This window comes from Pectobacterium sp. CHL-2024 (assembly GCF_044751765.1).
GTDB lineage: Bacteria > Pseudomonadota > Gammaproteobacteria > Enterobacterales > Enterobacteriaceae > Pectobacterium > Pectobacterium brasiliense.
Genome location: NZ_JBIXKO010000001.1, coordinates 17268 through 43701 on the forward strand (window position 1 = coordinate 17268; position 26434 = coordinate 43701).

General features: G+C 53.8%; 26 protein-coding genes. 22 read left to right on the forward strand and 4 right to left on the reverse strand.

All coding sequences use genetic code 11. The annotated features are described in order from the left end of the window. Positions 1 to 180: 180 nt before the first annotated feature. The 22 genes from licT (at position 181) to ccmI (ending at position 23179) form a co-directional block, all read left to right on the forward strand. On the forward strand, positions 181 to 1044 hold the full coding sequence (gene licT, locus ACIPUG_RS00080) for a BglG family transcription antiterminator LicT (protein ID WP_205561240.1): 864 nt from the start codon (positions 181 to 183) through the stop codon (positions 1042 to 1044). A 312-nt stretch (positions 1045 to 1356) separates the two neighbouring features. Continuing rightward, positions 1357 to 3258 carry a PTS beta-glucoside transporter subunit IIABC gene (bglF, locus tag ACIPUG_RS00085; protein ID WP_400336782.1) on the forward strand — a complete coding sequence of 634 codons (1902 nt, stop codon included), beginning with the start codon at positions 1357 to 1359 and terminating at the stop codon, positions 3256 to 3258. A gap of 35 nt (positions 3259 to 3293) precedes the next feature. Then, positions 3294 to 4688: a glycoside hydrolase family 1 protein gene (locus tag ACIPUG_RS00090; protein ID WP_400336784.1), complete on the forward strand. Its 1395-nt coding sequence runs from the start codon at positions 3294 to 3296 to the stop codon at positions 4686 to 4688. Between the two features lie 258 nt (positions 4689 to 4946). Further along, complete coding sequence (locus ACIPUG_RS00095; RefSeq protein WP_400336786.1) at positions 4947 to 6587, forward strand: carbohydrate porin; 1641 nt, start codon at positions 4947 to 4949, stop codon at positions 6585 to 6587. Positions 6588 to 6679: 92 nt separating this feature from the next. Continuing rightward, entirely contained in the window at positions 6680 to 7864 is a 1185-nt protein-coding gene (locus ACIPUG_RS00100) for an alpha/beta hydrolase (RefSeq protein WP_400336788.1), read from the forward strand. A gap of 111 nt (positions 7865 to 7975) precedes the next feature. Further along, positions 7976 to 8989: a nucleoside hydrolase gene (locus ACIPUG_RS00105; protein WP_400336790.1), complete on the forward strand. Its 1014-nt coding sequence runs from the start codon at positions 7976 to 7978 to the stop codon at positions 8987 to 8989. Positions 8990 to 9446: 457 nt separating this feature from the next. Next, positions 9447 to 10865 (forward strand): ammonia-forming nitrite reductase cytochrome c552 subunit, encoded by a 1419-nt coding sequence (gene nrfA, locus ACIPUG_RS00110; protein WP_400336792.1) that lies wholly within the window; start codon positions 9447 to 9449, stop codon positions 10863 to 10865. A gap of 48 nt (positions 10866 to 10913) precedes the next feature. Then, positions 10914 to 11483, forward strand: coding sequence for a cytochrome c nitrite reductase pentaheme subunit (gene nrfB / locus ACIPUG_RS00115; RefSeq protein WP_010305738.1), 570 nt, complete (start codon positions 10914 to 10916; stop codon positions 11481 to 11483). Next, complete coding sequence (gene nrfC / locus ACIPUG_RS00120) at positions 11480 to 12151, forward strand: cytochrome c nitrite reductase Fe-S protein (protein ID WP_039276549.1); 672 nt, start codon at positions 11480 to 11482, stop codon at positions 12149 to 12151. Before nrfB ends, nrfC begins: the two co-directional genes overlap by 4 nt. Next, complete coding sequence (gene nrfD / locus ACIPUG_RS00125; RefSeq protein ID WP_039467870.1) at positions 12148 to 13110, forward strand: cytochrome c nitrite reductase subunit NrfD; 963 nt, start codon at positions 12148 to 12150, stop codon at positions 13108 to 13110. Before nrfC ends, nrfD begins: the two co-directional genes overlap by 4 nt. Before the next feature lie 21 nt (positions 13111 to 13131). Further along, on the forward strand, positions 13132 to 15006 hold the full coding sequence (locus ACIPUG_RS00130; RefSeq protein WP_400336794.1) for a heme lyase CcmF/NrfE family subunit: 1875 nt from the start codon (positions 13132 to 13134) through the stop codon (positions 15004 to 15006). Then, positions 14999 to 15400 (forward strand): heme lyase NrfEFG subunit NrfF, encoded by a 402-nt coding sequence (gene nrfF / locus ACIPUG_RS00135; protein ID WP_400336796.1) that lies wholly within the window; start codon positions 14999 to 15001, stop codon positions 15398 to 15400. The genes ACIPUG_RS00130 and nrfF overlap by 8 nt, the downstream gene beginning before the upstream one ends. Further along, the gene (gene nrfG, locus ACIPUG_RS00140; protein WP_400336798.1) at positions 15397 to 16257 is read left to right on the forward strand and encodes a heme lyase NrfEFG subunit NrfG; all 861 of its coding nucleotides are present in this window, start codon (positions 15397 to 15399) and stop codon (positions 16255 to 16257) included. Before nrfF ends, nrfG begins: the two co-directional genes overlap by 4 nt. Before the next feature lie 313 nt (positions 16258 to 16570). Continuing rightward, a complete protein-coding gene (gene ccmA / locus ACIPUG_RS00145; protein ID WP_039276564.1) occupies positions 16571 to 17203 on the forward strand; it encodes a cytochrome c biogenesis heme-transporting ATPase CcmA in 633 nt (210 codons plus the stop codon). Beyond that, positions 17191 to 17847 carry a heme exporter protein CcmB gene (gene ccmB, locus ACIPUG_RS00150; protein ID WP_014915774.1) on the forward strand — a complete coding sequence of 219 codons (657 nt, stop codon included), beginning with the start codon at positions 17191 to 17193 and terminating at the stop codon, positions 17845 to 17847. Before ccmA ends, ccmB begins: the two co-directional genes overlap by 13 nt. 67 nt (positions 17848 to 17914) lie before the next feature. Continuing rightward, positions 17915 to 18655 (forward strand): heme ABC transporter permease, encoded by a 741-nt coding sequence (locus ACIPUG_RS00155; protein ID WP_039314388.1) that lies wholly within the window; start codon positions 17915 to 17917, stop codon positions 18653 to 18655. After that, positions 18652 to 18873, forward strand: coding sequence for a heme exporter protein CcmD (ccmD, locus tag ACIPUG_RS00160; protein ID WP_010276482.1), 222 nt, complete (start codon positions 18652 to 18654; stop codon positions 18871 to 18873). The genes ACIPUG_RS00155 and ccmD overlap by 4 nt, the downstream gene beginning before the upstream one ends. After that, positions 18870 to 19352, forward strand: coding sequence for a cytochrome c maturation protein CcmE (gene ccmE / locus ACIPUG_RS00165; protein WP_039314390.1), 483 nt, complete (start codon positions 18870 to 18872; stop codon positions 19350 to 19352). The genes ccmD and ccmE overlap by 4 nt, the downstream gene beginning before the upstream one ends. Continuing rightward, complete coding sequence (locus ACIPUG_RS00170) at positions 19349 to 21304, forward strand: heme lyase CcmF/NrfE family subunit (protein ID WP_400336801.1); 1956 nt, start codon at positions 19349 to 19351, stop codon at positions 21302 to 21304. The genes ccmE and ACIPUG_RS00170 overlap by 4 nt, the downstream gene beginning before the upstream one ends. Continuing rightward, positions 21301 to 21858, forward strand: coding sequence for a DsbE family thiol:disulfide interchange protein (locus tag ACIPUG_RS00175; RefSeq protein ID WP_014915770.1), 558 nt, complete (start codon positions 21301 to 21303; stop codon positions 21856 to 21858). Before ACIPUG_RS00170 ends, ACIPUG_RS00175 begins: the two co-directional genes overlap by 4 nt. Next, complete coding sequence (locus tag ACIPUG_RS00180) at positions 21855 to 22313, forward strand: cytochrome c-type biogenesis protein (protein ID WP_014915769.1); 459 nt, start codon at positions 21855 to 21857, stop codon at positions 22311 to 22313. The genes ACIPUG_RS00175 and ACIPUG_RS00180 overlap by 4 nt, the downstream gene beginning before the upstream one ends. Continuing rightward, complete coding sequence (gene ccmI / locus ACIPUG_RS00185) at positions 22310 to 23179, forward strand: c-type cytochrome biogenesis protein CcmI (RefSeq protein ID WP_400336803.1); 870 nt, start codon at positions 22310 to 22312, stop codon at positions 23177 to 23179. Before ACIPUG_RS00180 ends, ccmI begins: the two co-directional genes overlap by 4 nt. A 649-nt stretch (positions 23180 to 23828) precedes the next feature. On the opposite strand, the gene napC is transcribed toward ccmI, so the two are convergent. The 4 genes from napC to napG are packed head-to-tail and all read right to left on the reverse strand — an operon-like array spanning position 23829 to position 26431. Next, the gene (gene napC, locus ACIPUG_RS00190) at positions 23829 to 24431 is read right to left on the reverse strand and encodes a cytochrome c-type protein NapC (RefSeq protein ID WP_010276503.1); all 603 of its coding nucleotides are present in this window, start codon (positions 24429 to 24431) and stop codon (positions 23829 to 23831) included. 8 nt (positions 24432 to 24439) lie between these two features. Further along, complete coding sequence (napB, locus tag ACIPUG_RS00195; RefSeq protein ID WP_039289043.1) at positions 24440 to 24892, reverse strand: nitrate reductase cytochrome c-type subunit; 453 nt, start codon at positions 24890 to 24892, stop codon at positions 24440 to 24442. Then, entirely contained in the window at positions 24889 to 25752 is an 864-nt protein-coding gene (gene napH, locus ACIPUG_RS00200) for a quinol dehydrogenase ferredoxin subunit NapH (RefSeq protein ID WP_400336805.1), read from the reverse strand. Before napH ends, napB begins: the two co-directional genes overlap by 4 nt. Next, entirely contained in the window at positions 25739 to 26431 is a 693-nt protein-coding gene (napG, locus tag ACIPUG_RS00205) for a ferredoxin-type protein NapG (protein WP_400336807.1), read from the reverse strand. Before napG ends, napH begins: the two co-directional genes overlap by 14 nt. Positions 26432 to 26434 lie beyond the last annotated feature (3 nt).

Here is a 26434-nt window from a genome sequence, read left to right on the forward strand (position 1 = left end):
CGCGTGTAAGCGGCATGTTTTTCTGTCGATCCGTATCACGTTTTTGTGTCATGCTCCTTGAGAAGATGAATGCAGATGGTAGTTTACCTGCCATTGCGGATTGTTACTGCGTAAGCAGGCAAAACCAGATGCTCGTTCTTGCTACGGGTGTCTGGTTTTTTTGTTTCCAGGGTTTGAAAAATGAAGATTGCCAAAATACTCAACAATAATGTCGTCACCGTAATCGACGAAAACAATAATGAGTCGGTTGTGATGGGACGCGGGCTGGGCTTCAAAAAGCACTCTGGCGACCTGCTGGACGAAACGCTGATTGAACGTGTGTTTGTGATGAAATCCGGCGAGCTGACATCGCGCCTGCAGGAGTTGCTGTCAGAGATTCCGATGGATGTCATCACGACGGCAGACAAGATCATTCTGCTGGCAAAAGACCGTTTGCCTGGGAAACTGCAAAACAGCGTCTACATCTCCTTAACGGATCACTGTCACTTTGCGATAGAGCGCCATAAGCAAGGGGTGGATATCCGCAATGTGCTGCTATGGGAAATAAAGCGCCTGTATCCAAAGGAGTTTGCTGTTGGTCTGGAAGCGCTGGATATTATTGAGCAGCGTCTTGCCGTGCGGTTACCGGAAGATGAGGCGGGGTTTATTGCGCTGCATTTGGTGAATGCACAGCTTGACAGTGAAATGCCGGAGGTCTTGCAGATTACCAAAATCATGCAGGAAATACTGAACATTGTAAAATATCAGCTGAGTCTGGATTATAATGAACAGGCGTTAAGTTATCATCGTTTTGTGACGCATCTGAAATTTTTTGCGCAGCGGCTAATAGGAAAAAGCACGGTATTTAGTGATGATGAATCATTACATGATGTCGTGAAGGAAAGATATCAATTATCTTATCGTTGTGCAGAGAAAATACAGATTCATATTGTTCAAAAGTATCAGTATACGTTAACGAAAGAAGAGTTGATGTTCTTAACGATTCATATTGAACGTGTACGGACAGAAGGTCAGGATAAAATAGAACCAGGTGATGGAGAATAATTTCTGTTAATTTGCTTTTCGTCACAAAATAACAGTATGGCAAGATAAATGTCCTTGCATACGGTGAAAGTGAAAGCATAAAGTATGTGGAAAGTAAATTATCAGATGAAGTTGGTTTTATTGTCGGCGTAGTAATCACGCTGGCAAACAAGCAGGATTGTTACTGTCAGGCTAGTCTAGGCGGACAGGCAAAACCTAAATCGTTTTCTCAATGCTTATTGGGAAAAGCGATTTAGGTTTTTTTTTGTCTCAAACACAGCTAGCAATCTTAAATTATTGATATTTAGGTCTGTTTAGTATTAAGGATAGACGATGGAATACAAAGTATTAGCAACAGAGATACTCGATGGTGTCGGTGGACGTGGCAACATCATTAGCGTGATGCACTGCGCAACCCGATTACGCTTTAAATTAAAAGACGACAAAAAAGCGGATTCCGCTGCGCTGAAAAGTAATTCAGGCGTGATCATGGTGGTTGAAAGTGGCGGGCAATTTCAGGTCGTCGTCGGCAATCATGTCAGTGACGTCTATCGTAGTTTACAGAATATTGCTGGATTGACGGATCAGGCCGACTCTTCAGGCAATGAAGACGGTGATGAGAAAAAAGGAAATATCTTCTCTCGTTTCATTGATATTATTTCTGGAATATTTACGCCGCTAATTGGCGTGATGGCGGCGTCGGGTATTTTAAAAGGTTTTCTGGCACTCAGTCTGGCGTGTGGTTGGATGGTTGAAAGCAGCGGAACTTATAAAGTTCTGTTTGCAGCAAGCGATGCATTATTCTTTTTCTTCCCGGTAGTATTAGGCTATACCGCAGGGAAGAAATTTGGTGGTAATCCATTTGTTACCATGGTAATTGGTGCCACGCTGGTGCATCCATCGATGATTGCTGAATTTGGTGCCATGCAAAATGCAGGTTACCAACAGCTGTATTTCCTGGGCATTCCTATCACGTTTATTAATTATGCCTCTTCCGTTATTCCGATTATTTTCTCGGCCTGGCTTGCTTCACGTCTGGAAAAACCGCTGAATGCCATTTTGCATATCAATATCCGCAATTTCTTCACGCCGTTGCTGTGCCTCTGCATTACCGTTCCCGTCACGTTCTTGCTGATTGGTCCGGCGGCAACCTGGCTTGGGCACATGCTGGCCAGTGGTTACCAACTGATCTACGGGCTGAACTCCATGATTGCAGGCGCGTTGATGGGGGCGCTGTGGCAGGTATTTGTTATTTTTGGTCTGCACTGGGGCTTAACGCCGCTGATGATCAATAACCTCAGCGTACTGGGGCATGACACCATGATGCCGCTACTGGTTCCTGCGGTGTTAGGGCAGGCAGGGGCGGTGCTGGGCGTGTTGCTGCGTACCCGTGATATGAAGCTGAAAGGGATTTCTGGTTCAGCGTTCTCGGCGGCAATCTTTGGTATTACGGAGCCAGCGGTGTATGGCGTCACGCTGCCGCTGAAACGTCCTTTCATCTTTGGTTGTGTGGGTGGCGCAATGGGCGCCGCCATTCTGGGGTACTTCCATACCACTATCTATTCCTTCGGCTTCCCGAGCATCTTTACCTTTACTCAGGTTATCCCGCCGACCGGTGTCGATAACACGGTCTGGGCTGCCATTATTGGTACGGTGATTTCATTTACCTTTGCCGCCGCCGCGAGCTGGGCATTCGGGATTCCCGCGCAAGAAAAAGCGACAGACGCAAATGCACCTGCGGCGGCACCACAAGCCACACAGCGTCAGAATGATGCAACGCGCAAGCAAGAGATAAACAGCCCGATCGACGGTATGGTTCTGCCACTTGAACACGTCGGCGATGAAACCTTCGCCAGTGGCTTAATGGGGAAAGGGATCGCGATTAAACCGCTGGCTGGGCGCGTGGTTTCCCCGGTAAACGGTACAGTTGCTTCGCTGTTTAAAACCAACCATGCGATTGGACTCGAATCGGAAGACGGAGCCGAGGTGCTCATTCACGTCGGTATCGATACGGTGAAATTGGACGGCCAGTATTTCACTGCACACATTAAGACCGGCGATGTCGTGAAGCAGGGCGATCTTCTGGTGGAGTTTGATTATCTGGCGATTGAGAAAGCCGGCTATGACACCACAACGCCCGTCATTATCACCAATAGCGAAGATTACGTTGATGTTCTGCCTACTGCCGGAGACACCGTGCAGGAGCAGGGCGCGTTACTGACGTTAATTCGCTGACATTGAAATTTACGACCCAATTGGGAGGAGAAAAGATGAGTCATCAGTTTCCGAAAGAATTTTTGTGGGGCGGCGCGATCGCAGCTAATCAGGTTGAAGGCGCGTATTTAACTGACGGTAAAGGGCTATCAACGTCCGATTTACAGCCACAGGGGATTTTTGGCGAGATCGTCACGCGCACGCCGGGTGACAGCGGAATCAAAGACACGGCGATCGATTTTTATCACCGCTATCCCGAAGATATCGCGCTCTTTGCTGAAATGGGTTTCAAATGCCTGAGAACCTCGATTGCCTGGACGCGTATTTTCCCGCAGGGCGATGAAACCCAGCCGAATGAGGCAGGGCTGGCATTTTACGATCGCCTGTTTGATGAAATGGCGAAGTACGGCATTCAGCCATTGGTGACGCTGTCCCACTATGAAATGCCGTATGGCCTGGTGAAGAATTACGGCGGCTGGGGAAGCCGTGAAACGATCACCTTCTTTGAACGTTACGCTCGCACGGTATTCCAACGCTATAAAGACAAAGTAAAATATTGGCTGACGTTCAACGAAATCAACTGCGCATTACATGCACCATTTACAGGTATTGGTTTACCTACCGAGAGTAGTAAGCAGGATATTTATCAGGCGATTCATCACCAGCTCGTTGCGAGTGCAAAAGCGGTGAAGGCGTGTCATGACATCATCCCTGATGCCAAAATCGGCAATATGATGCTGGGTTCCATGTTTTATCCATTAACCTGCAAGCCTGCGGATGTCATGGAAACAATGCAGCAGAACCGCGACTGGCTGTTCTTCGGTGATGTCCAAGCCCGAGGATACTACCCAGCATACATGAAGCGCTTCTTTGCACAGCACGATATTACGCTGACGGTAACGGAAGACGATCGCCAGTCGCTGAAAGAAACCATCGATTTCATTTCTTTCAGCTACTACATGACGGGCTGCGTAACCACCGATGAAGAAGTGAACCAGAAAGCCCGTGGCAATATTCTGAATATGGTGCCGAACCCGCATCTGGAAAGCTCGGAGTGGGGCTGGCAGATCGACCCGGAAGGGCTGCGCTATATCCTGAACTATCTGTATGACCGTTACCAAAAACCGCTGTTCATTGTGGAAAATGGTTTGGGTGCCAAAGATAAACTTGAGAGTGATGGCAGCATTAACGATGACTATCGCATCAAATACCTGAACGATCACCTGTATCAAGTTGGCGAAGCGCTGGAAGATGGCGTTGAGGTGATGGGTTATACCTGCTGGGGGCCTATCGATCTGGTTAGTGCATCAAAAGCCGAAATGTCAAAACGCTACGGATTTATTTATGTCGATCGTGATGATGAAGGGTACGGCACATTAGAACGTCGACGTAAGAAAAGTTTCTACTGGTATAAAGAGGTCATTTCCTCTAATGGTGAAACGTTGAAATAAACTCTCGCATCGATGAGTCATTTACGCATTCATTCTCAGAAAAATAAGCTCTGGAATGAATGCGAACTCTATTTTTTACTACCCATGGGAAAGATGGCGAGGAAATAATATGAAGCAGGAGGAAATGGACTAGCCATTAAATTGTATAAACGGTTATATGGATTTTACAAAAAGCTTTTTATAAATAGACGAACCATCGGCTGGCGTCGGAATGGTTTCGTTTTAAATCTAATAATGTACCCTACTCGGATAATAAATATGCGTAAAAAATTCCCTGTAAAGATGATGGTATTACTGATGTCCGCAGCGTTTTTGTCTAATGGTGCTATGGCCGCGAAATTGACCGTAGAAGAAAGGCTGGAACTATTGGAGAAAGAACTGGCGGCAAATAAAGCCGAATTGCAGTCAACGAAAAAAGAATTTCGTGAATATAAGACGAACGCAGAAAATAAAGCACGTCTTGCAGCAAACTCTGCGGCAAAAGATAAACCGCTGGTTGTTGCGTCTTCTGGCACATCATCGGCTAATCAGGTGGTTCTTTCGCCTGTTGTCCAACCCGCCACAAATACGACTGATGCCGCGACAAGTGCACAACAGAAGCCATTAACGTTAGCTGAAGTGAGTAAATTCGTTAAGGATGATATTGGCTTTAGCTATACGGGGTATTTCCGTTCTGGATGGGCAACGGCCGATCATGGCGCACCAAAATCGTATGCGATTGGTTCATTAGGGCGTTTTGGTAATGAGCACAGTGGTTGGTTCGATCTCATACTGAGCCAAAAAGTGTATGCAGAAGGGAATAAACGTGTCGATGCCGTCATCCAATTGGATGGTAACGTGGGTATGCAGTACAACAGCGCCTGGTTTGGCGAAGACGCCGATAATGAAAACAAACTGCAATTCTCCCAGATGTACGTCAATACAAAAGGGTTTTTACCATTTGCCCCAGAGGCTGATTTTTGGGTAGGTAAAAATACCCTGCCAGTCTATGAAATTCAGATGCTGGACTGGAAAAGCCACCGTTCAGAAGCGGCGGGCGGTGTAGGTATTGAGAACTGGCAGTTGGGCGTGGGTAAACTTGATGTCTCTTTGAACCGTGAAGACGTTAACGCACGGCGATTCGTATATAATGATCCGAAGAAAGATAAAAATCAGGTCAATACCAATGCGGTTGATATCCGTTATAAAGGTATTCCGCTGTGGGATGATGCTACACTGTCTCTGATTGGTAAATATGCGCAAGCCAATAAGAGCAATGTGCAGAATAATAATGAAATCGATGGTTTATCGTATAAATTGAAAGATGCCTGGACCGCGGGTGTCATTTTACGCCAAGGATTATATAACGGTGGATTTAATGAATTCACCGTGCAAGGCGCGAGTAATTCTATTGCTAGTGGTTTTGCTAATATCTCTGATGCTAATCCGACGTATAGCCGTAATGGTGACTACTATGGTAATCATTCAGGTAATGCCTTCCGCGCGATCTCGCAAGGAGAAATGTATCTGCGTGATGATGTCATTATGGCGAATGCGCTGGTTTATTCACAAGGTAATGACATATACAGCTATGACACGGGAGCGCATACCGATTTCAACAGCATCCGTGCGGTATTACGTCCTGCTTATATTTGGGATAAATTTAACCAGACTGGGGTCGAATTGGCATATTTTAACCAAACCAATAAGGCCAATGGTGTGAATTATCACGAGTCAGGTTATAAAACCACGCTGTACCATGCGCTTAAAGTTGACACGAGTATCCTGAATTCTCGTCCAGAGATTCGGTTCTATGGTTCTTACCTGAAAATTGAAGATAACGATATCAGTAAAGCCACCTTTAACGACAGTAAGAGCGATCAATTCTCCGTGGGTGTTCAAGCGGAAGTTTGGTGGTAATTGCTGTCACCACATCGGCATCGCTTCGGCGGTGCCGCTACATTTAGCAAAAACAGACTCGATAACGTGATATTCGGGATGGAATTATGCGAATGAACATGAAGAAAATATCTTTATCATTATTAGCTCTGGGTGTCTTAACGGGTGTTTCTATCAACGCTTCTGCGCTCCCTGCCGATTTTCCTGTTATGCCCGCGGCAACTGTCCCCATGAGTGAATACGTCACGGCGGTGAACGTGGATAGCAGCATCACTTTCCGCCTGTTTGCGCCGACGGCGAAGCAGGTCAGTGTTTTTACCGGTTCGACGCCCGATAGCATCGTGTCCCATGCGATGACGAAAGATGAATCTGGCGTATGGTCGTTCAAAACGCCAGCGCTGGCACCGAACCTGTATGAATATTTTTTCAGCGTAGATGGTTTTCGCACCATTGATACCGGTACGGCGTTTACCAAGCCGCAGCGTCAGGTGAATACCAGCCTGATTCTGGTGCCGGGAAGTATTCTGGACGTGCGTCAGGTGCCACACGGTGAGCTGAGAACGCTGACCTACCACTCGAAAGCCTTGAAATCAGAACGTCAGGTGTATGTCTGGACGCCGCCGGGCTATAGCGAATCGTCAAAACCGCTGCCGGTGCTGTACTTCTACCATGGCTTTGGCGATACGGGCGCATCGGCCGTGGTGCAGGGGCGGATACCGCAGATGATGGATAACCTGCTGGCAGAGAAAAAGATTGAGCCGATGCTGGTCGTCATTCCTGATACGGAAACGGATGTTCCTGGCATTATCCCGGAAGAGTATCCCCCGCAGGAGCGCCGCAATGTGTTCTATCCGCGCAATGCGTTAGCGGCGGACAGGGAACTCATTCATGACATCATCCCCGAAATCGGCAAACGCTTTAACGTCCGTCAGGATGCAAACAGCAGGGCGCTGGCCGGGCTGTCGCAGGGCGGCTATCAGGCACTGGTATCCGGCATGAGCCACTTGGATCATTTCGGCTGGCTGGCGACGTTCAGCGGCGTGACCACCGAAACGGTGCCAAACGCGGCCGTTGCTGCACAGCTTGAGCGGCCGGAGCAGATTAATCAGCAACTGAATAATTTCACGGTGGTGATTGGCGAGACCGACAACATTACGGGTAAGGATATTGCGGGTCTGAAAACGACACTGGAGCAGAAGAATATCCGGTTTGATTACCGCCATTATCCCGATCTTGGTCATGAAATGGATGTCTGGCGACCAGCCTACAGTGAGTTTGTTCAGAAGCTTTTTAAATAGCGTCTTCATGCTGCGGGCAGCGTCGTCGCATGCCCGCTTCTTTGATGGCAGCCCGAATCGCTGGGCTGCCATATCAACGACCGCCAAGCACCGTTAGCGTTAAGGATAATCATGTCTATTCGCAGATACTTTTCCCGTTTTGCCCTGTTGATCGCGGCATTGCCTTTCCTCAGTGCGTTCAGCGCACAGGCCCAAAATTCCCCTTTTGACGTTGCTGACCATAAGCAGATTCGCGTCATTATTAGCGCCGATGCTAAAAACGAGGCTGACGATGATTTTGCCGTGGCCCATGCGGTACTGACGCCGACGATGCAGGTGAAAGGGCTAATTGCTGCCCATTACTCCCGTACCGCGCCGTTGATGAAACGTGATGGCGAAAACAGCATGATGGAAAGCTACCACGAGCTTCAGCGCCTGATGAACGTGATGGGAAAAACGGACATTCCTGTTTATCGCGGTGCGACGCACGCCCTGAAAGCCGACGGTAGTGCGCCTGTGTTGAGTGAAGGGGCGCAAATGCTGATCAAGGAAGCGTTAAAAGACGACTCACATCCGCTGTTTGTGCTAGTCATGGGGCCGATTACGGATATCGCTGCTGCATTGCAGGCTGAACCAAAGATCGCCAGCAAAATGACGGTGGTGTGGATTGGCGGCATGCCTTATCCGAAAGGCGGCTGGGAATACAATATGTTCAATGATCCGGTTGCGGCGAACAGCGTATTCAAGTCTCAGGTGCCGTTGTGGCAGGTGCCGCATAATGTCTATATGTCCGTGCGCGTCTCGCTGTCTGAGCTTGCCGTGCGCGTTAAGCCGCAGGGGAAAGTCGGGGAGTACCTGTGGCAACAGTTGATCGAGTTTAACCGTGCGATTTCCGAAACCATCAAAGACGTTCCCTGGCCGAAAAGTGAAGTCTGGGTCTTAGGCGATAACCCCGCGGTTTCGCTGCTGCTGGATGACCATGAATACCACTACACGCTGGTCAACGCACCGCAACTAAACGACGATCTGACCTATGCACCGCAGGACAAGGCGCGCCAGATTCGGGTGTATAACGCCGTTGATGCCCGATTTACGCTGGAAGATTTCTACGCCAAGCTGGCATTGACCTATGGCCAAGGGAAATAAAAATTACATAAGGGCATACTCTGGGGCAATATTTTTCACTTAAGCCCCACTTATTGAGCGCCTAAACTTTTTCTATCAGGCAAAACGCCACGCTTTATCAGCAAATACACTGGGATGAATGATCGACATGGACACGTCATCCCAGTGCTCTCGCCACCTACCTTGATACGTAAGTACCCAGTTTTTAACTGCTTAATTTTAAAGCCATCAGCGTTTAAGTCCCTCATCCCACCTGGTGATATCCACTCTCCATGACTGAGATACGCCTCATATAACTTTCGATACGATTCATTACTTTTCTTTACCTTTGATCAAAAACAATATTTTGAATGCATCTTTTTGTTATTCATAGGGCGAGTAATGTCACGACAGTTGTTGTGGTTTCTGTCAAATGGATAACTAAAATGACCGCCGGTAGGCGGCTTAAATTGGACACAAACGCATGGTCAGGATAAGCATGTCAGTCTCCTATCTGTGGGGCATGGTAGCCAGTCTCTTTCTAATGATGCCAGCCTATTCCGCTGATGCTCCGGCGTCACCCCCTCCCGCCCCGATAGAAGCACGAAACTCCGTATTCACCAATCAACACCCCGATCAGTTCAACTCGTGGAAAGCAACCAGTGAACAGTCTGAGCGTCACGATGCGCTGGCAGAAGACCCCATGATGGTAATCCTCTGGGCGGGTTATCCCTTCTCCAGAGACTATAACAAGCCGCGCGGCCACGCCTATGCCATAACGGATGTGCGCGAAACGCTGCGTACCGGCGCACCAAAGACGGCAGAAGATGGCCCTCTGCCGATGGCGTGCTGGAGCTGTAAAAGCCCGGACGTCGCCCGCTTGATTCAACAGGAAGGTGAGGACGGTTACTTCAAAGGCAAATGGGCACGAGGCGGGCCGGAGATTACTAACGATCTCGGCTGTGCGGACTGCCATGATACCGCGTCCCCGGATTTTGCTCAGGGCAAACCGGCGCTGACGCTGTCCCGTCCTTACGCTGAGCGCGCAATGGAAGCGATTGGTAAGCCGTTTGATCAAGCCAGTCGGTTTGGCCAGCAATCTATGGTCTGTGGACAATGCCACGTTGAGTATTATTTTTCCGGTAAAGACAAGGCGGTGAAATTTCCATGGGATAACGGCACCAAAGTCGAAGACATGGAAAAATACTACGACGCGATCTCCTTCTCCGATTGGACCAACTCCCTTTCCCGCGCACCGATGCTGAAAGCCCAACATCCAGAATATGAAACCTGGAGCATTGGTATTCACGGTAAAAACAACGTGACCTGTATCGACTGCCATATGCCGAAAGTGAAAAACGCGGACGGCAAATTGTATACCGATCACAAGATAGGTAACCCTTTCGACAATTATGGCGAAACCTGTACCAATTGCCACACGCAGGATAAAGCGGCGATGCAGGCGGTTGTTGCTGAACGCAAAACGGCCATTCAGGACTTAAAACTGAAAGCAGAAGCGCAACTGGTTCACGCGCACTTTGAGGCGAAAGCGGCCTGGGATGCCGGTGCAACCGAAGCAGAAATGCAGCCGATTCTGATGGATATCCGCCATGCGCAATGGCGCTGGGATCTGGCGGTTGCCTCTCACGGTATTCACATGCATGCGCCGGATGAAGGCTTACGGATGCTTGGCACTTCGCTGAGTAAATCCGCCGAGGCGAGAACCAAGCTGGTGCGTCTGTTGGCCCAGAAAGGGATAACAGGAGAAATCAAGCTGCCGGATATCTCGACGAAAGAGAAAGCGCAGCAGGCAATTGGGCTCAACATGCAGCAAATCAAAGCCGAAAAACAGGATTTCCTGAATACGGTAGTGCCGCAGTGGGATGAGCAAGCGCGTAAAGCGGGACGACTGAACTAATAACCCCTCATCGCCCGTGGACGCGGGCGATCATAAAGTGGAGTGGATATGAGCGTATTACGTTCGTTATTGACTGCCGGGGTGCTGGTATCAGGCATGCTTTGGGCATTGCCAGGGCTGACACAGCCCGCACCTCAGGCGGAAAAAGGAGAGCGCTGGGAGGTCATGCCGCAGCGCAATCCTGATGAGGCTTGTCTACAGTGCCATAAACCGGAAGAGGATGGCATGCAGGGCAAGCATGCCTCCGCCGTCAACCCGCATAATCAAAAACAGCTGACCTGCACCAACTGTCACGGCAAGCCATCGCCGATGCACCGCGAAGGCGTTAGAGATGTCATGCGCTTTAACTTCCCGATGTACAAGGTGGAAGAGCAAAACAGCGTCTGTATGTCATGCCATACGCCGGAACAGTTGCAGAAATCGTTTTGGCCACACGATGTGCACGTCGCGAAAGTGGCCTGTGCCAGTTGCCATCAACTGCACCCCACGCAGGATAGTATGCAGACGCTGAACGACAAGAGTCGCATCAAACTGTGTGTGGATTGCCATAGCGATCAGCGCAATAACCCAGACTTCAACCCAGCCTCAGTTCATCTGGGTAATAAGAGGCAGCCATGAGTTGCTCTCGTCGTCAATTTCTTGCCCGTATGGGGGGGCTGATTGCCATCACCAGTACGGCGGGGCAGGTCGTCGCACAGACGCTGAATATCAACGGCGTCCGCTACGGCATGATCCACGATGAATCGCTCTGTATCGGCTGTACGGCGTGCATGGATGCCTGCCGGGAAGTTAATCAGGTGCCGGAGGGCGTCTCGCGCCTGACGATCGTTCGCAGCGAACCAATCGGGACGTTTCCTGACGTGAAATATCGTTTTTTCCGTCACTCTTGTCAGCACTGCGATCATGCACCTTGTGTTGACGTGTGTCCTACCGGGGCGTCGTATCGCGATGCGGCAAACGGCATTGTAGATGTGAATCCCGATCTGTGCGTAGGGTGCCAATACTGTCTTGCTGCCTGTCCTTATCAAGTGCGCTTTATCCATCCGAAGACGAAAACGGCGGATAAGTGCGATTTTTGCCGCAAGACCAACCTGAAGGCCGGAAAACTGCCCGCCTGTGTGTTGTCTTGTCCGACTAACGCGCTGACGTTCGGCAACCTTGACGATCCTGACAGCGAGATTTCCCGCTTGCTTCGTCAACAGCCGACGTATCGCTACAAAATCGCGCTCGGCACTCGTCCTAAGGTTTATCGCGTACCGTTTAAATACGGGGAGGTTCATCAATGACGCCCGTGTCTTCAAGCGCATTCCATTTTGATTCGTTAGTCTGGGACTGGCCGATTGCGATTTACCTGTTTTTGGTGGGCATTTCTGCGGGGCTGGTGACGCTGGCGGCCCTGCTGCGGCGCTACCACCCCGAGCAGGCAACCGCCGACAGTACGCTCATGCGCACAACGCTGATTCTTGCACCGTGCACCATCATCTTTGGATTGCTGATTCTGATCTTCCACCTGACGCGCCCCTGGACGTTCTGGAAACTGATGTTCCATTACAGCTTTACCTCGGTAATGTCCGTTGGGGTCATGCTGTTTCAGGTCTATATGGCGGCGCTGGCGGTCTGGCTGGTCAACATTTTCAGCGAGCAGGTTATCGTGCTGCAACAGCGCTGGCTACCGAAGCTGACCCTCGTTCCCAAGGTGCTCGGCTGGCTGGCACCGCTGCAGAAATCGCTGGATATCGTGATGTTGCTGCTGGCGGTGATGTTAGGGGCTTACACCGGATTTTTACTCTCCGCGCTGAAAACCTATCCGCTGCTGAATAACCCGATCTTGCCGGCTTTATTCCTGTTTTCGGGGGTGTCCTCCGGTGCAGCCGTGGCGCTGATCGCCATGGCCTGCCGCTATCGCGGCAATCCGCATAGTGAAGAAGCGCACTTTATCCATCGTGTCGAAACGCCAGTCGTGTGGTTAGAGATCTTCTTACTGTTCGCGTTCTTTATCGGCCTTGCTTTAGGGGACGATGGGAAGCAGCGGGCGCTGGTGGCCGCCGTGGGCGGGGGATTCTGGGCCGTGTGGTTCTGGCTGGGCGTGGTAGGGATTGGATTAGTTATTCCCTTGCTGCTCAAGTCATGGGCTAGCCGACAGCATTCACCTTATGGCGTGTTGGCGGTGTGCGGCCTGAGTCTGGTGGGCGTTTTGCTACTGCGCTTCTTTATCCTCTATGCGGGGCAGTTAACCGTTGTCTAATTCCCAGCAAAAGGCCCGTTGATGTTGCTATTGCCAGAATTTGGGTATGTCGCGCTGTCGCTGGCGGTTTGCGTCGGTGTGGCGACGGCGTTGCTGACATTTTCAGGTTACTCCCTGCGCTGGTCGGGCACTTACCGGCTGGCGCGGTGCTGGACGTTAGTACTGTTTGGCCTTGTGCTGTTCGCGTTTATCGCGCTGACGCTGAGCGTGGTGCAGGATGATTTCTCCGTTAACTACGTCGCCCAGCATAGCCATCGTGATTTACCGCTGGGGCTAAAAATTGCGGCGGTCTGGGGCGGGCATGAAGGATCGCTGCTGCTGTGGCTGTTATGTTTAACTGGCTGGAGTGCCGCGTTTGCCTGCCGCTATCGCAAGGCGACGAGCGATCTGTTTCCACTGACGCTGGCGATGCTGGCCGTGATTTCGACCGCGCTGCTGGTGTTCATTCTGTTCTTTTCCGATCCTTTTGTGCGTCTCTTCCCGCCAGCGGTGGCGGGGAGGGATCTCAATCCCATGTTGCAACACATTGGCCTCATCCTCCATCCGCCGTTGCTCTATCTGGGCTATGGTGGGTTAACCGTGAGTGCGGCGCTGGCGCTAGCCGCCCTGATTCACGGTGAGTTTACTGCGCCAGCCGCCTGGATTTGCTGGCGCTGGACGCTGCCCGCCTGGAGTCTGTTAACGCTGGGCATCATCCTGGGATCGTGGTGGGCTTATAACGAGCTGGGCTGGGGAGGGTGGTGGTTCTGGGATCCGGTAGAAAACGCCTCGCTACTCCCGTGGCTCACGGCCAGCGCGTTACTGCACAGCCTGTCTGTCACCCGCATGCGCGGCATCTTCCGCCATTGGTCGCTGATATTGGCGCTGCTGACGTTCATTTTATGCCTGCTGGGCACGCTGATTGTGCGCTCCGGGATACTGGTTTCTGTCCATGCCTTCGCCCTCGAACATGACCGCGCAGTGCCTCTCTTTATCCTGTTTGCCTGCTTAAGTATGGCGGCGCTGGCGGTTTACGGCTGGCGTGCTCAGCTTGTCCGCTCTGCTGCCCGCTTCTCCGGCTGGTCGCGGGAAATGGCGATACTGCTGGTGCTGCTGTTATTCAGCGCTGTCGCACTGGTGGTACTGCTCGGCACGCTTTACCCGATGATCTATGGGCTGTCGGGCTGGGGGAAAATCTCCGTCGGCGCGCCTTACTTTAACCGCGTGCTTTTGCCTTTCGGTGGCCTGATGCTGCTGCTCATCGGGGTAGCGGCGGGAGGCTACTGGAAACGTAGCACGCGATGGCCCGTCCGGCGTTTAGGCATGACGCTGGCCGTCGGCATTATTACCGCTCTGGTCTTATGGCCGTATGGGTATGCCGTTGCACTGGCTGCGGGTTTGATCGGTTGGGCTATGGCTGCGCAGTGGTTACAAGCGCTGTCGGCGATACGTCAGCAACTTCCTGCGCTGCTGGCGCATACGGGCGTGGCGCTATTTGCCCTGGGGATTGTGTTCTCTGCGGGCAGCAAGCAGGAAATCAGCGCCAATGTCGGTCAGGGAGAACAGGTCACGCTGGGCGACTACCATTTCCGATTTTTACAACTGGAGTTAGTGGCAGCACAGAACTACACCGCAGAGCAGGCCGTGATTGCGATTTATCGCGGCGATTCACCGATCGCTCAGGTCATGCCGGAACGTCGTTACTACAACGCACGCAAACAGCAGATGGTTGAGCCGGGCATTGCCTGGGGGCCGATCAGAGAATGGTATGCCGTGATGGGAGAGAAAACGGGCGAGAACCGCTATGCGATGCGTTTCTATGTGCAAACCGGTGTTCGCTGGGTGTGGGGCGGCGGTTTACTGATGGTCGCGGGTGCACTGCTGGGATGGTTCAGGGGGAGACGGGCCTATGACTAAATACCTGGCGCTCCTTTTCATGTTGCTGGCTTTTTCTGTGCCGGCTCAGGTGGTTGATACCTGGGCATTCTCCAGTCAGGCACAGCGGCAGGAAGCTATGGCGATTGCCGGTGAGTTACGCTGTCCTCAATGCCAGAACCAGAGCCTGCTGGAATCGAATTCGCCTGTGGCGGTCAGCATGCGCCATGAGGTCTTTTCCATGGTGGAGCAGGGCAAGAGCAAGTCAGACATTATGGCATTTATGAATCAGCGCTATGGTGACTTTGTTCAGTACAACCCGCCGATGAAAATGCAAACCGGCATCCTCTGGCTTACGCCACTGCTTTTGCTATTAGCGATTGCGGTTATCGCGTGGCGGGTGATACGGCGACAGAACCGTGGGGCAAGCCTATGAGCCTGTTAAGCGTGAACCTGTTGGACCTGAACGTATTAAGCATGGTGTTTGTCGCCATCGCGGTTGTCGTTCTGGCTGCCGGACTGTTATGGCCACTGTTGCCTCTGCGCAAGACGGAGGGGGATGACAAGCTACCGCGTTTAGCCGAGCGCATCTGGCATTTCCAGTGCGAGCAGGCAGAGAAGCACCTTTCTGAACATGAAGCCAGGATGCTGGGGCGCGAACTGTCTCACGACCTGCCGTTAACGTCATCCTCTTCTTCTGCACCGCGCCCAATGCCTGTCATCGCCGTTGTGGTCGCGATCGTCGCTATCCTGTTGGGCAGTGCGGCGTTCTACATGCTAAGTCCGCGTGCAGCGCTGGTTCAGACGGAACGCCTGCGGCTTGCCGATCCGCTACATGATTTTAGCGACGCACAGCAGCAGGAGAAACAGCTTGTTACCTTGCAGGACAACATTCGTAAAACGCCGGGCAACAGCGTCCTCTGGGCTGAGCTGGGTGAATATTATCTTTACCGTAACGCCTACGACAACGCGCTGCGCGCTTATCGGCAGGCGATTGCGCTGAAGGGCGACAGTGCTGAGCTGTATTCGGCGCTGTCGACGGTGTTGTATTACCAGGCGGGTCAGGCCGTCACGCCCCCAATGCAAGAGATGGTCGATAAAGCGCTGGCGCTGGATGCCAATGAAGTGACGGCGCTGATGCTGCTGGCGTCTGATGCGTTCCTGAAAGCGGACTATGCGCGCGCGATTACGATTTGGCAGCGCTTGCTGGATACGTACAGCCCGCGGGTTAATCGCGTTCAGTTGATCGAAGCAATCAACACGGCAACGCTGCTGAAGAACAGCCAGAAATAGTGCGTGATACCCCTTGAATCAGAGGGACAAGCGCGGCTTTTTGCACCGTCATGATGACGAGAATAACCGGAATCACCGGTTTTATTGATCTCAATAAAACAGATTAACTCTTTATGGTTAGGGTCCCCGAGAGGGGGAGTAAGGGCACCATGTTATTCTATAGCCGTCATACTTCAAGCTGCATGTGCGTTGGCTTTTCTCGCTCACCCCAGTCACTTACTTATGTAAGCTCCTGGGGATTCACTGCGTCGCCGCCTTCCTGCAACTCGAATTATTTAGGGTATATGGCATTAGAAAGTAGGAGTACACCCCGATGTTAGAAGCGCGCGATGTGGTTTGCATACGCGATGAGCATGTGCTGTTCAGCGCGTTGTCGTTTACGGCCAGCGCGGGAGAAATGGTGCAGATTGCCGGTGCCAACGGGGTGGGCAAAACGTCGCTGTTGCGCATGTTAAGCGGTCTGGCGACGCCAGAATCAGGGGAAATCTGCTGGCAAGGGCAACGCATCAACCGTATGCGCGAGCAGTTTAATCAGCAGCTTCTGTGGCTAGGCCATCAGCCGGGCATCAAGAGCGCCCTGACCGGTGAAGAGAACCTGCGCTTTTTCTATCCGCACCAGCAGCAGGATGCACTTTGGCAGGCGCTGGCCTCAGTCGGGCTGGCTGGGTATGAAGACGTGCCCGTGGCGCGTCTTTCGGCAGGGCAACAGCGTCGCGTCGCGCTGGCGCGTTTGTGGCTTACCGATGTTCCGCTATGGATTCTGGATGAGCCGCTGACTGCGCTTGATGTGGCGGGCGTCGACATGCTGACGCAGCGTATGGAACATCATACTGCGCGCGGCGGCATCATCATTTTAACCACCCATCAGCCGCTGCGTCCGTTCGCTCAGCGCATTCGCTGTATCTCGCTGACTCCAAGTGAGGGAACCCCATCATGCAGCGTCTGATTGCCCGAGAATTGCGCGTCGCGTTGCGCAATAACGCGGAAATTCTCAACCCGCTGTGGTTCTTCCTGATCGTCATCATTTTGTTCCCTCTGGCTATTGGGCCAGAGCCGCAGCTATTGATGCGCGTGGCCCCCGGCGTGGTGTGGGTGGCGGCGTTGCTCGCTTCGTTGCTGGGGATGGATCGTCTTTTCCGCGATGACTATCAGGACGGTTCACTGGAACAGTTGACGCTGCTGCCGTTGCCGCTGCCGTTAGTGGTGCTGGCGAAAGTGGTGGTGCACTGGATGGTCAGCGGGCTACCGCTGTTACTGCTTTCGCCGCTGGCGGCGCTGCTGTTTGGGCTGGACAGCCACGGCTGGCGGGTGATGGCGCTCACGCTGTTGCTCTGCACGCCAACGCTCAGTTTTCTGGGTGCCATTGGTGCGGGATTAACGGTCGGGCTGCGCCGCAGCGGCGTGTTGTTAAGCCTGCTGGTCTTGCCGCTCACCATACCGCTGTTGATTTTTGCGACGGCGGCGGTCGAGGCCGCCATGATGCAACTGCCGGTGGGCGGGTATCTGGCGATCCTCGGTGCCTTTCTGGCAGGCAGTGCCACTCTGAGCCCGTTTGCTACGGCGGCGGCGTTGCGGGTGAGCATACAGTAATTTTCCGATCTCAGGATCGCCTTCATCGTCCCGTTGGGATGAGTTTTACGCAGAGTGAGCACACGTTATGTTGAAAAAGAACTATCAGCTTACGCAGCCGGATCGCCTCTATGGCCTTTGCGGCAGGCTTATCCCCTGGTTTGCCCTGCTTAGCGCGGCGCTGTTGATCGGCGGTTGCCTACTGGGATTTGGGTTTGCGCCCGCGGATTATCAGCAGGGGCAAGGGTATCGCATCATGTACCTGCATGTGCCGGCGGCCGTGTGGTCGATGGGCGTCTATGCCGTGATGGCGATGTTTGCGCTGATCGGGATAATTCGGCAGTCAAAAACGGCGGAGCTTGCCGTAGCGGCAATGGCACCGGTCGGCGCGGTGTTTACTTTTATTGCGTTAACGACAGGCGCAACCTGGGGCAAACCAATGTGGGGAACCTGGTGGGTCTGGGATGCGCGTCTGACGTCGGAACTCGTTTTGCTGTTTCTGTACGTGGGCATCATCGCGCTCTACAACGCGTTTGACGATCGCCGTCTTGCCGGTCGTGCGGCGGCGATTCTGGTGTTGGTAGGCGTGGTGAATTTACCCATCATCCATTTCTCGGTCGAGTGGTGGAATACCCTGCATCAAGCATCGACAAAAATGCAGAAAACGATCGATCCCGCCATGCGTCTCCCGCTGCGAATCATGATGTTAGGATTTATGAGCTTATTCGTGACGTTGTCACTGATGCGGTTGCGTAACTTGATATTGGTACAGCAGCGCCGCGCCCCTTGGGTGGCTGCGCTGCTTAATAAAGGAGGAATAGCCCGATGAACATCGCTTTCACGAGTTGGCAGGATTTCTTTGCGATGGGCGGCTATGCCTTTTACGTCTGGCTGGCCGTGGTGCTAACGCTGTTACCGCTGAGTGCGTTGGTCGGTCATACCCTCTTGAATCGTCGCGCATTGCTGAGTGATATTCGTCGCCAGCAGGCGCGTGAGCAGCGCAAGAATACGGCTCGCCAGTCGGAAACGATGGAGGTGGCGCAATGAGTGCCCCGCGTAAAACTCGCCTCTATGCCATTCTGGCCGTCGTCTGCGGCGCGGTGTTAACGGTAGCGCTGACGCTCTATGCGCTGAGCTCAAATATCGATCTCTTTTATACGCCCAGCGAAATTCTTTACGGCAAGAACGAAACGCAGGAAAAACCGGCGATCGGGCAGCGTTTGCGCGTCGGCGGCATGGTGATGCCGGGCAGCGTGCGTCGCGACAGCCAAAGTCTGGAAGTTCGCTTCACCGTTTATGATGCGCAGGGCTCCGTGGATGTGACCTATAACGGAATGCTGCCGGATTTGTTCCGCGAGGGGCAAGGGGTTGTGGCGCAGGGCATTCTGGATACCGACGATCACATCATGGCGAAAGAAGTGCTTGCCCGACATGACGAAAACTACACGCCACCGGAAATTAAGGCGGCGATGGAAGGGCAAAACGGTCATGCAACGGCAGCGGGCACAGAGGGTAAACGGTTATGATGCCTGAAGTAGGCAATTATCTGCTCTGTCTGGCGCTGGGCGTCGCGCTGTTGCTCAGCGTGTATCCGCTGTGGGGCGCGTCGCGTCAGGATACGCGTCTGATGGCGCTGGCGCGTCCTCTTGCCTGGGCGCTGTTTGCATGCATTTTGGCTTCGTTCCTCGTGTTGGTGCATGCGCTGGTGATCAATGATTTCACCGTCCTCTACGTAGCCAACAACTCGAACCGCGCGTTGCCGGTGTGGTATCGCGTGGCGGCAGCGTGGGGCGCACATGAAGGATCGCTGCTGCTCTGGGTACTGTTGATGAGCGGCTGGACCTTCGCGGTGGCAGTATTCAGCCGCGGGATGTCGCTGGATGCGGTCGCCCGCGTGCTGGCCGTCATGGGGATGATTAATGTCGGCTTCCTGCTGTTCATCATTCTGACGTCTAACCCGTTTACGCGCACGTTGCCGGACTACCCGATTGACGGGCGCGATCTTAATCCGCTGTTGCAGGATGTCGGGTTAATCTTCCACCCGCCATTGCTCTACATGGGCTATGTCGGGTTCTCCGTGGCGTTTGCGTTTGCGGTCGCTTCGCTACTGGCGGAACGGCTGGACAGCGCATGGGCACGCTGGTCCCGACCGTGGACGCAGGCGGCCTGGTCGTTCCTGACGTTGGGTATCGTGCTGGGTTCGGGCTGGGCGTATTACGAACTCGGCTGGGGCGGCTGGTGGTTCTGGGATCCGGTGGAGAATGCGTCATTAATGCCGTGGCTGGTGGGCACGGCGTTGCTGCACTCGCTGTCGGTTACCGAAAAGCGCGGCAGCTTCAAGGCCTGGACGGTTCTGTTGGCTATCGGTGCGTTCTCGCTTTGCCTGCTGGGGACGTTTCTGGTGCGTTCCGGCGTATTGGTGTCGGTGCACGCGTTTGCCTCCGATCCGGCGCGCGGCATGTTTATTCTCGCGTTTCTGGTCATTGTTATCGGTGGTTCGTTGCTGCTGTTCGCCATCAAAGGCAACCGGGTCAGGGCGCGGGTCACGAACTCGCTCTGGTCGCGTGAGACTTTCCTGCTCGGCAATAATCTGATCCTGATGGCGGCGACGCTCGTGGTGCTGCTGGGAACGCTGCTGCCGCTGGTGCATAAACAGCTGGGCTTAGGCAGCATCTCGATTGGCGCACCCTTCTTCAACACCATGTTCACCCTGTTAATGGCACCGTTTGCCTTACTGCTGGGCGTGGGGCCACTGGTTCGCTGGCGGCGCGATGAACCGCAAAAGCTGCGTAAGCTGCTGTTGATTGCTCTGGCCGTGACCGCCGCGCTGTCGCTGCTGCTGCCGTGGTTGTTACAGGATTCCATTGTTGCCATGACGGTAGTTGGCCTGTCGATGGCGCTGTGGGTGTTCTTCTTAACGGTGTACGAGTTGCATACCAGCTCCACCCGTCGTCATGGTCTGCTGCGCGGTTTGACCACGCTCTCACTCAGCCAGTGGGGCATGGTGTGCGGTCATATTGGGCTGGCGGTGACGGTGGTGGGGATCGCCTTCAGCCAGAATTATAGCGTTGAGCGGGATGTGCGGATGCGGACTGGCGACAGCATCGCGATCCACGATTACCGTTTTACGTTTCAAGGCGTGCGTGATGTCGTGGGGCCTAACTGGCAAAGCGCGAAAGGGACGATTGAAGTGACGCGCAACGGCAAACCGGAAGCGACGCTGAAAGCGGAAAAACGCTTCTACAATACCAGCGGCGCGATCATGACGGAAGCCGCGATTGATGCAGGCGTGACGCGCGATCTCTATGCGGCCTTGGGTGAAAAGCTGGATGACGGTAGCTGGGCGGTGCGGCTGTATTACAAACCGTTTATCCGCTGGATTTGGTACGGCGGGGGGCTGATGGCGTTAGGCGGCATCCTGTGCATGTTTGATCCTCGCTATCGCCTGCGTCGCGCCGTTAGGGAGACAGCATCATGAGCCGTAAGATTTTGTTAATCCCGCTCGCCCTGTTTTTACTGCTGGCCGTGGCCTTGCTGTGGCAACTGGTGCGCAACAGCGACGGTGACGATCCGATGCGGCTGGAGTCGGCCCTGATCGGTAAACCGATTCCCGCGTTTCGGCTGGAATCGCTGGATCAGCCGGGAAAGATTTATAGCCAATCTGAGCTGAGCGATGGCAAACCGCTGCTGCTGAACGTCTGGGCGACCTGGTGCCCGACGTGCCGCGCGGAGCACCAGTTTCTCAACACGCTGGCGGCGCAGGGAATTCGCGTCGTGGGCATGAATTATAAAGATGAACGCCCCAAAGCGGTTGAATGGCTGAAGACGCTGGGCAACCCCTATGCAATGAGCTTATTTGATGGCGACGGCATGCTGGGGCTGGATCTGGGCGTGTACGGCGCGCCAGAAACCTTCCTGATCGACGGGAAAGGCATCATTCGCTATCGCCATGCGGGCGATCTCAACTTGCAGGTATGGCAAGAAACGCTGCAACCGCTGTGGGAAAAATACAGCAAGGAGGGCGGCGCATGAGAGTGCTGAGTTTCCTTGGTGCGCTGCTGCTGTCGTTCAGCGTGCTGGCGTCATCCGAAGTCTTGCGTTTTGACAACGACGCGCAGGAGCAGCAGTTTCGTGAGTTGACGATGCAGCTGCGCTGCCCGAAATGCCAGAACAACAGTATTGCCGATTCCAATTCGATGATTGCGTCGGATATGCGGCAAAAAGTGTACGAGCTGATGCAGCAGGGGCAAACGAAAGAGCAGGTTGTCGATTATATGGTGGATCGTTACGGTTATTTTGTGACGTATGAACCGCCGATCACGCCGTTTACCATTCTATTATGGCTGCTGCCTGCGCTGTTTCTGGCCGCAGGAGCGTGGATGATTATCCGGCGTGCACGCCGCATCAGAAGCGCCAAAGAACCGATGAGCGAACAGGATAAAAAGCGCTTGCAGACGCTGTTGGGACGTGAGGAGAAATCGGAATGATGTTACTGACAACCGTCATTGTGCTATCGCTGATTGCGCTTTCCGCGCTGCTGCTTGCACCGTGGTCGTCACGGGGCGAATACGATCGCGATGCGATCAATCAGGCGCTGTATCGTGACCGCCTGCGTGAGCTTACAGCGGATATTGCCAATGAGCAGGAGCGTGCTCAACTGGTTGAAGAACTCCAGCATACGCTATTGCAGGATATTCCCGGCGGCGCGAAGGCACAACAGCGTCCGCTGAACAGTTGGGTTTTGCTGCCTGGCGTGCTGTTGCTGGTCATTGTCAGCCTCGGTGTGTTTTGGAAAACCTCGGCGGTTAATCGCGTGCAGGAGTTGCAACAGGTTGTGGCGTTAACGCCGGACCTGATGAAGCGAGCGTTGGATGCTGATGCTGAACCGCTGACCATTGAAGAAGTCGCGCGTCTCGGTCTGGGATTACGTAGCCAGTTGGAGACGCAGCCGGACAATCCACAAGACTGGTGGATGCTGGGGCGTATTGCGGGCTTACTGAATAACTACGACATGTCCGTACAGGCGTTTGCCAAGGCGTTCCAGCTCGATCCGAAAAATACGGATCTGGCGCTGGACTATGCCGACCTGCTGTCGCGATCTACCGATCCGCGTGATAGCCAGCGCGGTGGTGAGATGCTGCGTGAACTGATGAATTCCGGCTCGACCAATGTGCGCGTGCTGAGCCTGCTGGCTTTCAATGCCTATGAAGCCCAGCGCTATCAGGATGCGATTGATGCCTGGCAAATGATGCTGAAACTGTTACCGCAAAACGACACACGCCGTGCGGTCATCGAGCGCAGCGTCGGACAGGCGAAAGCATCGCTGTCGGTGCAGGCGACAACAGGGAAGTAAATTCTTTTTATCTTCATCATCAATAGCAGAGGGGCGATATATCGCCCTTCAGACCGTTGACAAACCTATTTGCCGAATGAAAACGGGCGTAACGGAATAGAAGAGTAAAGCGTTTGCGCCATGGATGGCGCAATCCGAGCGTACAGGGATGTATTTACAGCGTCTTTACGATCTATCCGTTACTCCCGCTCTACGGACTGTGTCAGCAACTTCGCCCTTTTGTTGTTTCTGTTGTTACGGTGAAGGTTTCGTGCGCAATAAGCAGGGTAATTCTCTGCAACTGTTGCAGTGAAGACTTCGAGCGTAAAGAATTGCGCTGAGGTGAGCGTGGCCGCCGGATGAGCGGCATGGACGCCGCGAAAGTCTGCGCCGTGCTGGGAGCACGTCGCAGGCGGTCCGATCAGCGGATACGAGCGCCGAAGGCACCGCGAAGCGGCGTAATTCCCCGCGAAAAGCCAGGGGTCGCGGGGCGACGGCAATTGAGCCGCCCCGCGTCGGGCGCATGCGACGCGAGTTGCAGAAAATCACACGACTCAATTGCGCACGAAACCCTCACGGTACTTACAAGAATACGTTACTCCCGCTCGACGGACTGTGTCAGCAACGATAGGACGGCATATGCCGTCCCGAGTGTTACGAAGGGGGCGGGTTATAACCCGCTTTTGACGCCGTGCATGTCCGGCAGTTTGTGGGCGATGCCTTTGTGGCAGTCGATACAGGTTTGACCGAGTTTTATCGCTTCGCTGTGTTTCTCCGCCGCGACGGTTTTTTGCCCTGAGAAGTCCATGTAGTCAAAGTTGTGACAGTTGCGGCATTCCTGAGAATTGTTATTTTTCATGCGCCGCCATTCGCTCTGCGCCATCGTCAGCCGGTGTGCTTCAAATTTTTGTGGCGTATCAATCGTGCCCATTATTTTGCCGTACAGCTCTTTACTGGCCTGAATCTTACGCACCATTTTCGGCACAAATTCATGCGGAACGTGACAATCCGGGCAGGTGGCGCGCACGCCGCTGCGGTTGCTGTAGTGCGCGGTTTCCATATATTCCTGATAAACGGTATTGCGCATTTCATGACAGCTGATGCAGAACGCCTCGCTGTTGCTCATTTCCATGCCTTTCTGGGATGTTGCCAGAAAGAAAATACCGCCCGCGAAGCCGATAATAAGCAACGTTCCCAGCGCCAGCCGACTCGGGCGACGCCACCATTGCCACAACTGGCGCAACAACCGTCCCACTTTTCCTGGTTGTTTCATAGCAAACCTCACTGACCAAAGCCTTTAGAAGGGGCGAACGTGTTGCCGGTAATCGGCGAGCTGTCCGCCTGCGGCACGTGGCACTGCAGACAGAAATGGCGCGCAGGGGCGACATTGCTCAGTACTTTGCCGTCTCTGTCGACAAAATGGGTCGGGCTGACGCGGGGGGCGCTGGTGGAACGATAGCTCTCCACGCCGTGACACTGTAGGCAACGGTTAAAGGTCGGGGTGACCTGATAGCCATCCACGCTATGCGGGATCATCGGTGGCTGGTTGACATAGTTGAGCGCCATACGCTCCTGCTGCTTCGGCATCCGGCTATTTCCCGGCTGTGTCGCGGCGACTTCTGGCGATTGGCTTAAATCGACCTGTGCAGTAGCGATTGCACTACCTACTATTGTACTGCCCATTATCGCCAGGGCGGTGATCCAGCGAAACCATCCCATTCTCAGGCTTTTCATGACTTTGCTCCCGATTTCCATCTAAGGGTTATTTTAAAAACGTCTTCAGCGCAGACATCAATACAGCGTCCGCATGTTATGCAGTCTCGGTCAGTAACCTGTGCCGGACTGTGTTTATCAAGCAAGGGGGCGCGCAGCACCTGTGGCTCTGGACAGACATGAAAGCAGTCCATACAACGCGTACAGCGTTCACGCTCAGTGGCATCCACAGCCAGCGCGCCTTTACCGCCAAGCGCACCATACAGCGCACCGGTTGGACAAAGGTGTCCGCACCAGCCGTGTTCCACGACCCACACATCAAACAGAAATAGCGCCAGCAGCAGCCAGATACCTGCACCAAACCCGAAAATCAGCCCGCGACCCATCAGTGAAACCGGGTTGACCCATTCCCACAGCAGCCCGCCCGTCAGCGCACTTCCTGCCAGAATGAGGATCAGCAGCAGATAGCGCAGATTGCGGGGGATCGTTGCCGAGGCAGTGATGCCGAAACGACGACGTAGCCAGGCGGCTAAATCGGTAAGCGGATTAACCGGGCAGACCCAGCTACAGAACAGGCGCTTGCCTGCCAGCGCATAGCTCAGCGCGATAATCAGCGCACCGACCAGCGCGAGCGTGGCGGGCAGATGACCGCTAGCCAGACTTTGCAGCACCATCAGCGGATCGCTGAGCGGCACGGTGTCGAGCAAGCGGCTGGCGCTGTAGTTGCCGTGCAGGATCCAAAATCCAAAGAGCGGGCCGCTGAGGAACATGAGCAGCACCAGAGACTGGCTCAGACGGCGTAAGACCAGCCAGCGGTGACTGCGCCACCAGCCTTTTTTCGCCCAGGCTTCTCGTCCGGCGTCCTGCTTACGATTTGCCATCGCGTGTCTCCAGCCAACTGAAACGGTAGTGATGTCCGAGTTCGCCTTTTGCCAGTGCGCGCGGTAAGACCTTGATCGCCGGCTGTTCCAGCACGCAGGCTTTTTCACACTTGCCACAGCCGGTACAGACATCGCTATGCACGGTAGGCAGAAAGCGGGCATGTTTCCCGGTGCGGGTATTGCGCTCTGGCTCCAGTGTGATGGCGCTATCGATGAGAGGACAGACGCGATAGCAGACATCGCAACGCAGCCCCTGATAGTTCAGGCAGTTTTCCTGATCGAGCAGCACCGCTAATCCCATGCGGGCGTCATCAATAGCCTCCAGCGGCTGTAAGGCTCCGCTGGGGCAGGCGACCACGCAGGGAATGTCCTCACACATCTCGCACGGGATATCGCGCGCGACAAAGTAAGGACTACCGGCTGCGGAACCGGAAACCAGCGTTGCCAGCTTCAGCGTGTCGTACGGACAGGCCTGAACACATTGGCCACAGCGTACGCAGGCACCGGAAAACGCCGCCTCAGACAGCGCACCCGGTGGCCGCAGCCGGAGTTCGTCTGCCTGAGCGCGTCGCTGCTGAATGCCGAGAACCGTCACCGCTGCTGATAAGCCAGCAACGGCGCGGACGGCGTCACGCAGAAAGCGACGGCGAGCGGGTGATGCATTCTCCGGGCGTGCCATGCG

Excerpts from the sequence above, each read along its gene's own strand:
- licT (WP_205561240.1), top strand. The coding sequence starts at position 181 with ATGAAGATTGCCAAAATACTCAACAATAATGTCGTCACCGTAATCGAC.
- bglF (WP_400336782.1), top strand. The coding sequence starts at position 1,357 with ATGGAATACAAAGTATTAGCAACAGAGATACTCGATGGTGTCGGTGGA.
- ACIPUG_RS00090 (WP_400336784.1), top strand. The coding sequence starts at position 3,294 with ATGAGTCATCAGTTTCCGAAAGAATTTTTGTGGGGCGGCGCGATCGCA.
- ACIPUG_RS00095 (WP_400336786.1), top strand. The coding sequence starts at position 4,947 with ATGCGTAAAAAATTCCCTGTAAAGATGATGGTATTACTGATGTCCGCA.
- ACIPUG_RS00100 (WP_400336788.1), top strand. The coding sequence starts at position 6,680 with ATGAACATGAAGAAAATATCTTTATCATTATTAGCTCTGGGTGTCTTA.
- ACIPUG_RS00105 (WP_400336790.1), top strand. The coding sequence starts at position 7,976 with ATGTCTATTCGCAGATACTTTTCCCGTTTTGCCCTGTTGATCGCGGCA.
- nrfA (WP_400336792.1), top strand. The coding sequence starts at position 9,447 with ATGTCAGTCTCCTATCTGTGGGGCATGGTAGCCAGTCTCTTTCTAATG.
- nrfB (WP_010305738.1), top strand. The coding sequence starts at position 10,914 with ATGAGCGTATTACGTTCGTTATTGACTGCCGGGGTGCTGGTATCAGGC.
- nrfC (WP_039276549.1), top strand. The coding sequence starts at position 11,480 with ATGAGTTGCTCTCGTCGTCAATTTCTTGCCCGTATGGGGGGGCTGATT.
- nrfD (WP_039467870.1), top strand. The coding sequence starts at position 12,148 with ATGACGCCCGTGTCTTCAAGCGCATTCCATTTTGATTCGTTAGTCTGG.
- ACIPUG_RS00130 (WP_400336794.1), top strand. The coding sequence starts at position 13,132 with ATGTTGCTATTGCCAGAATTTGGGTATGTCGCGCTGTCGCTGGCGGTT.
- nrfF (WP_400336796.1), top strand. The coding sequence starts at position 14,999 with ATGACTAAATACCTGGCGCTCCTTTTCATGTTGCTGGCTTTTTCTGTG.
- nrfG (WP_400336798.1), top strand. The coding sequence starts at position 15,397 with ATGAGCCTGTTAAGCGTGAACCTGTTGGACCTGAACGTATTAAGCATG.
- ccmA (WP_039276564.1), top strand. The coding sequence starts at position 16,571 with ATGTTAGAAGCGCGCGATGTGGTTTGCATACGCGATGAGCATGTGCTG.
- ccmB (WP_014915774.1), top strand. The coding sequence starts at position 17,191 with ATGCAGCGTCTGATTGCCCGAGAATTGCGCGTCGCGTTGCGCAATAAC.
- ACIPUG_RS00155 (WP_039314388.1), top strand. The coding sequence starts at position 17,915 with ATGTTGAAAAAGAACTATCAGCTTACGCAGCCGGATCGCCTCTATGGC.
- ccmD (WP_010276482.1), top strand. The coding sequence starts at position 18,652 with ATGAACATCGCTTTCACGAGTTGGCAGGATTTCTTTGCGATGGGCGGC.
- ccmE (WP_039314390.1), top strand. The coding sequence starts at position 18,870 with ATGAGTGCCCCGCGTAAAACTCGCCTCTATGCCATTCTGGCCGTCGTC.
- ACIPUG_RS00170 (WP_400336801.1), top strand. The coding sequence starts at position 19,349 with ATGATGCCTGAAGTAGGCAATTATCTGCTCTGTCTGGCGCTGGGCGTC.
- ACIPUG_RS00175 (WP_014915770.1), top strand. The coding sequence starts at position 21,301 with ATGAGCCGTAAGATTTTGTTAATCCCGCTCGCCCTGTTTTTACTGCTG.
- ACIPUG_RS00180 (WP_014915769.1), top strand. The coding sequence starts at position 21,855 with ATGAGAGTGCTGAGTTTCCTTGGTGCGCTGCTGCTGTCGTTCAGCGTG.
- ccmI (WP_400336803.1), top strand. The coding sequence starts at position 22,310 with ATGATGTTACTGACAACCGTCATTGTGCTATCGCTGATTGCGCTTTCC.
- napC (WP_010276503.1), bottom strand. The coding sequence starts at position 24,431 with ATGAAACAACCAGGAAAAGTGGGACGGTTGTTGCGCCAGTTGTGGCAA.
- napB (WP_039289043.1), bottom strand. The coding sequence starts at position 24,892 with ATGAAAAGCCTGAGAATGGGATGGTTTCGCTGGATCACCGCCCTGGCG.
- napH (WP_400336805.1), bottom strand. The coding sequence starts at position 25,752 with ATGGCAAATCGTAAGCAGGACGCCGGACGAGAAGCCTGGGCGAAAAAA.
- napG (WP_400336807.1), bottom strand. The coding sequence starts at position 26,431 with ATGGCACGCCCGGAGAATGCATCACCCGCTCGCCGTCGCTTTCTGCGT.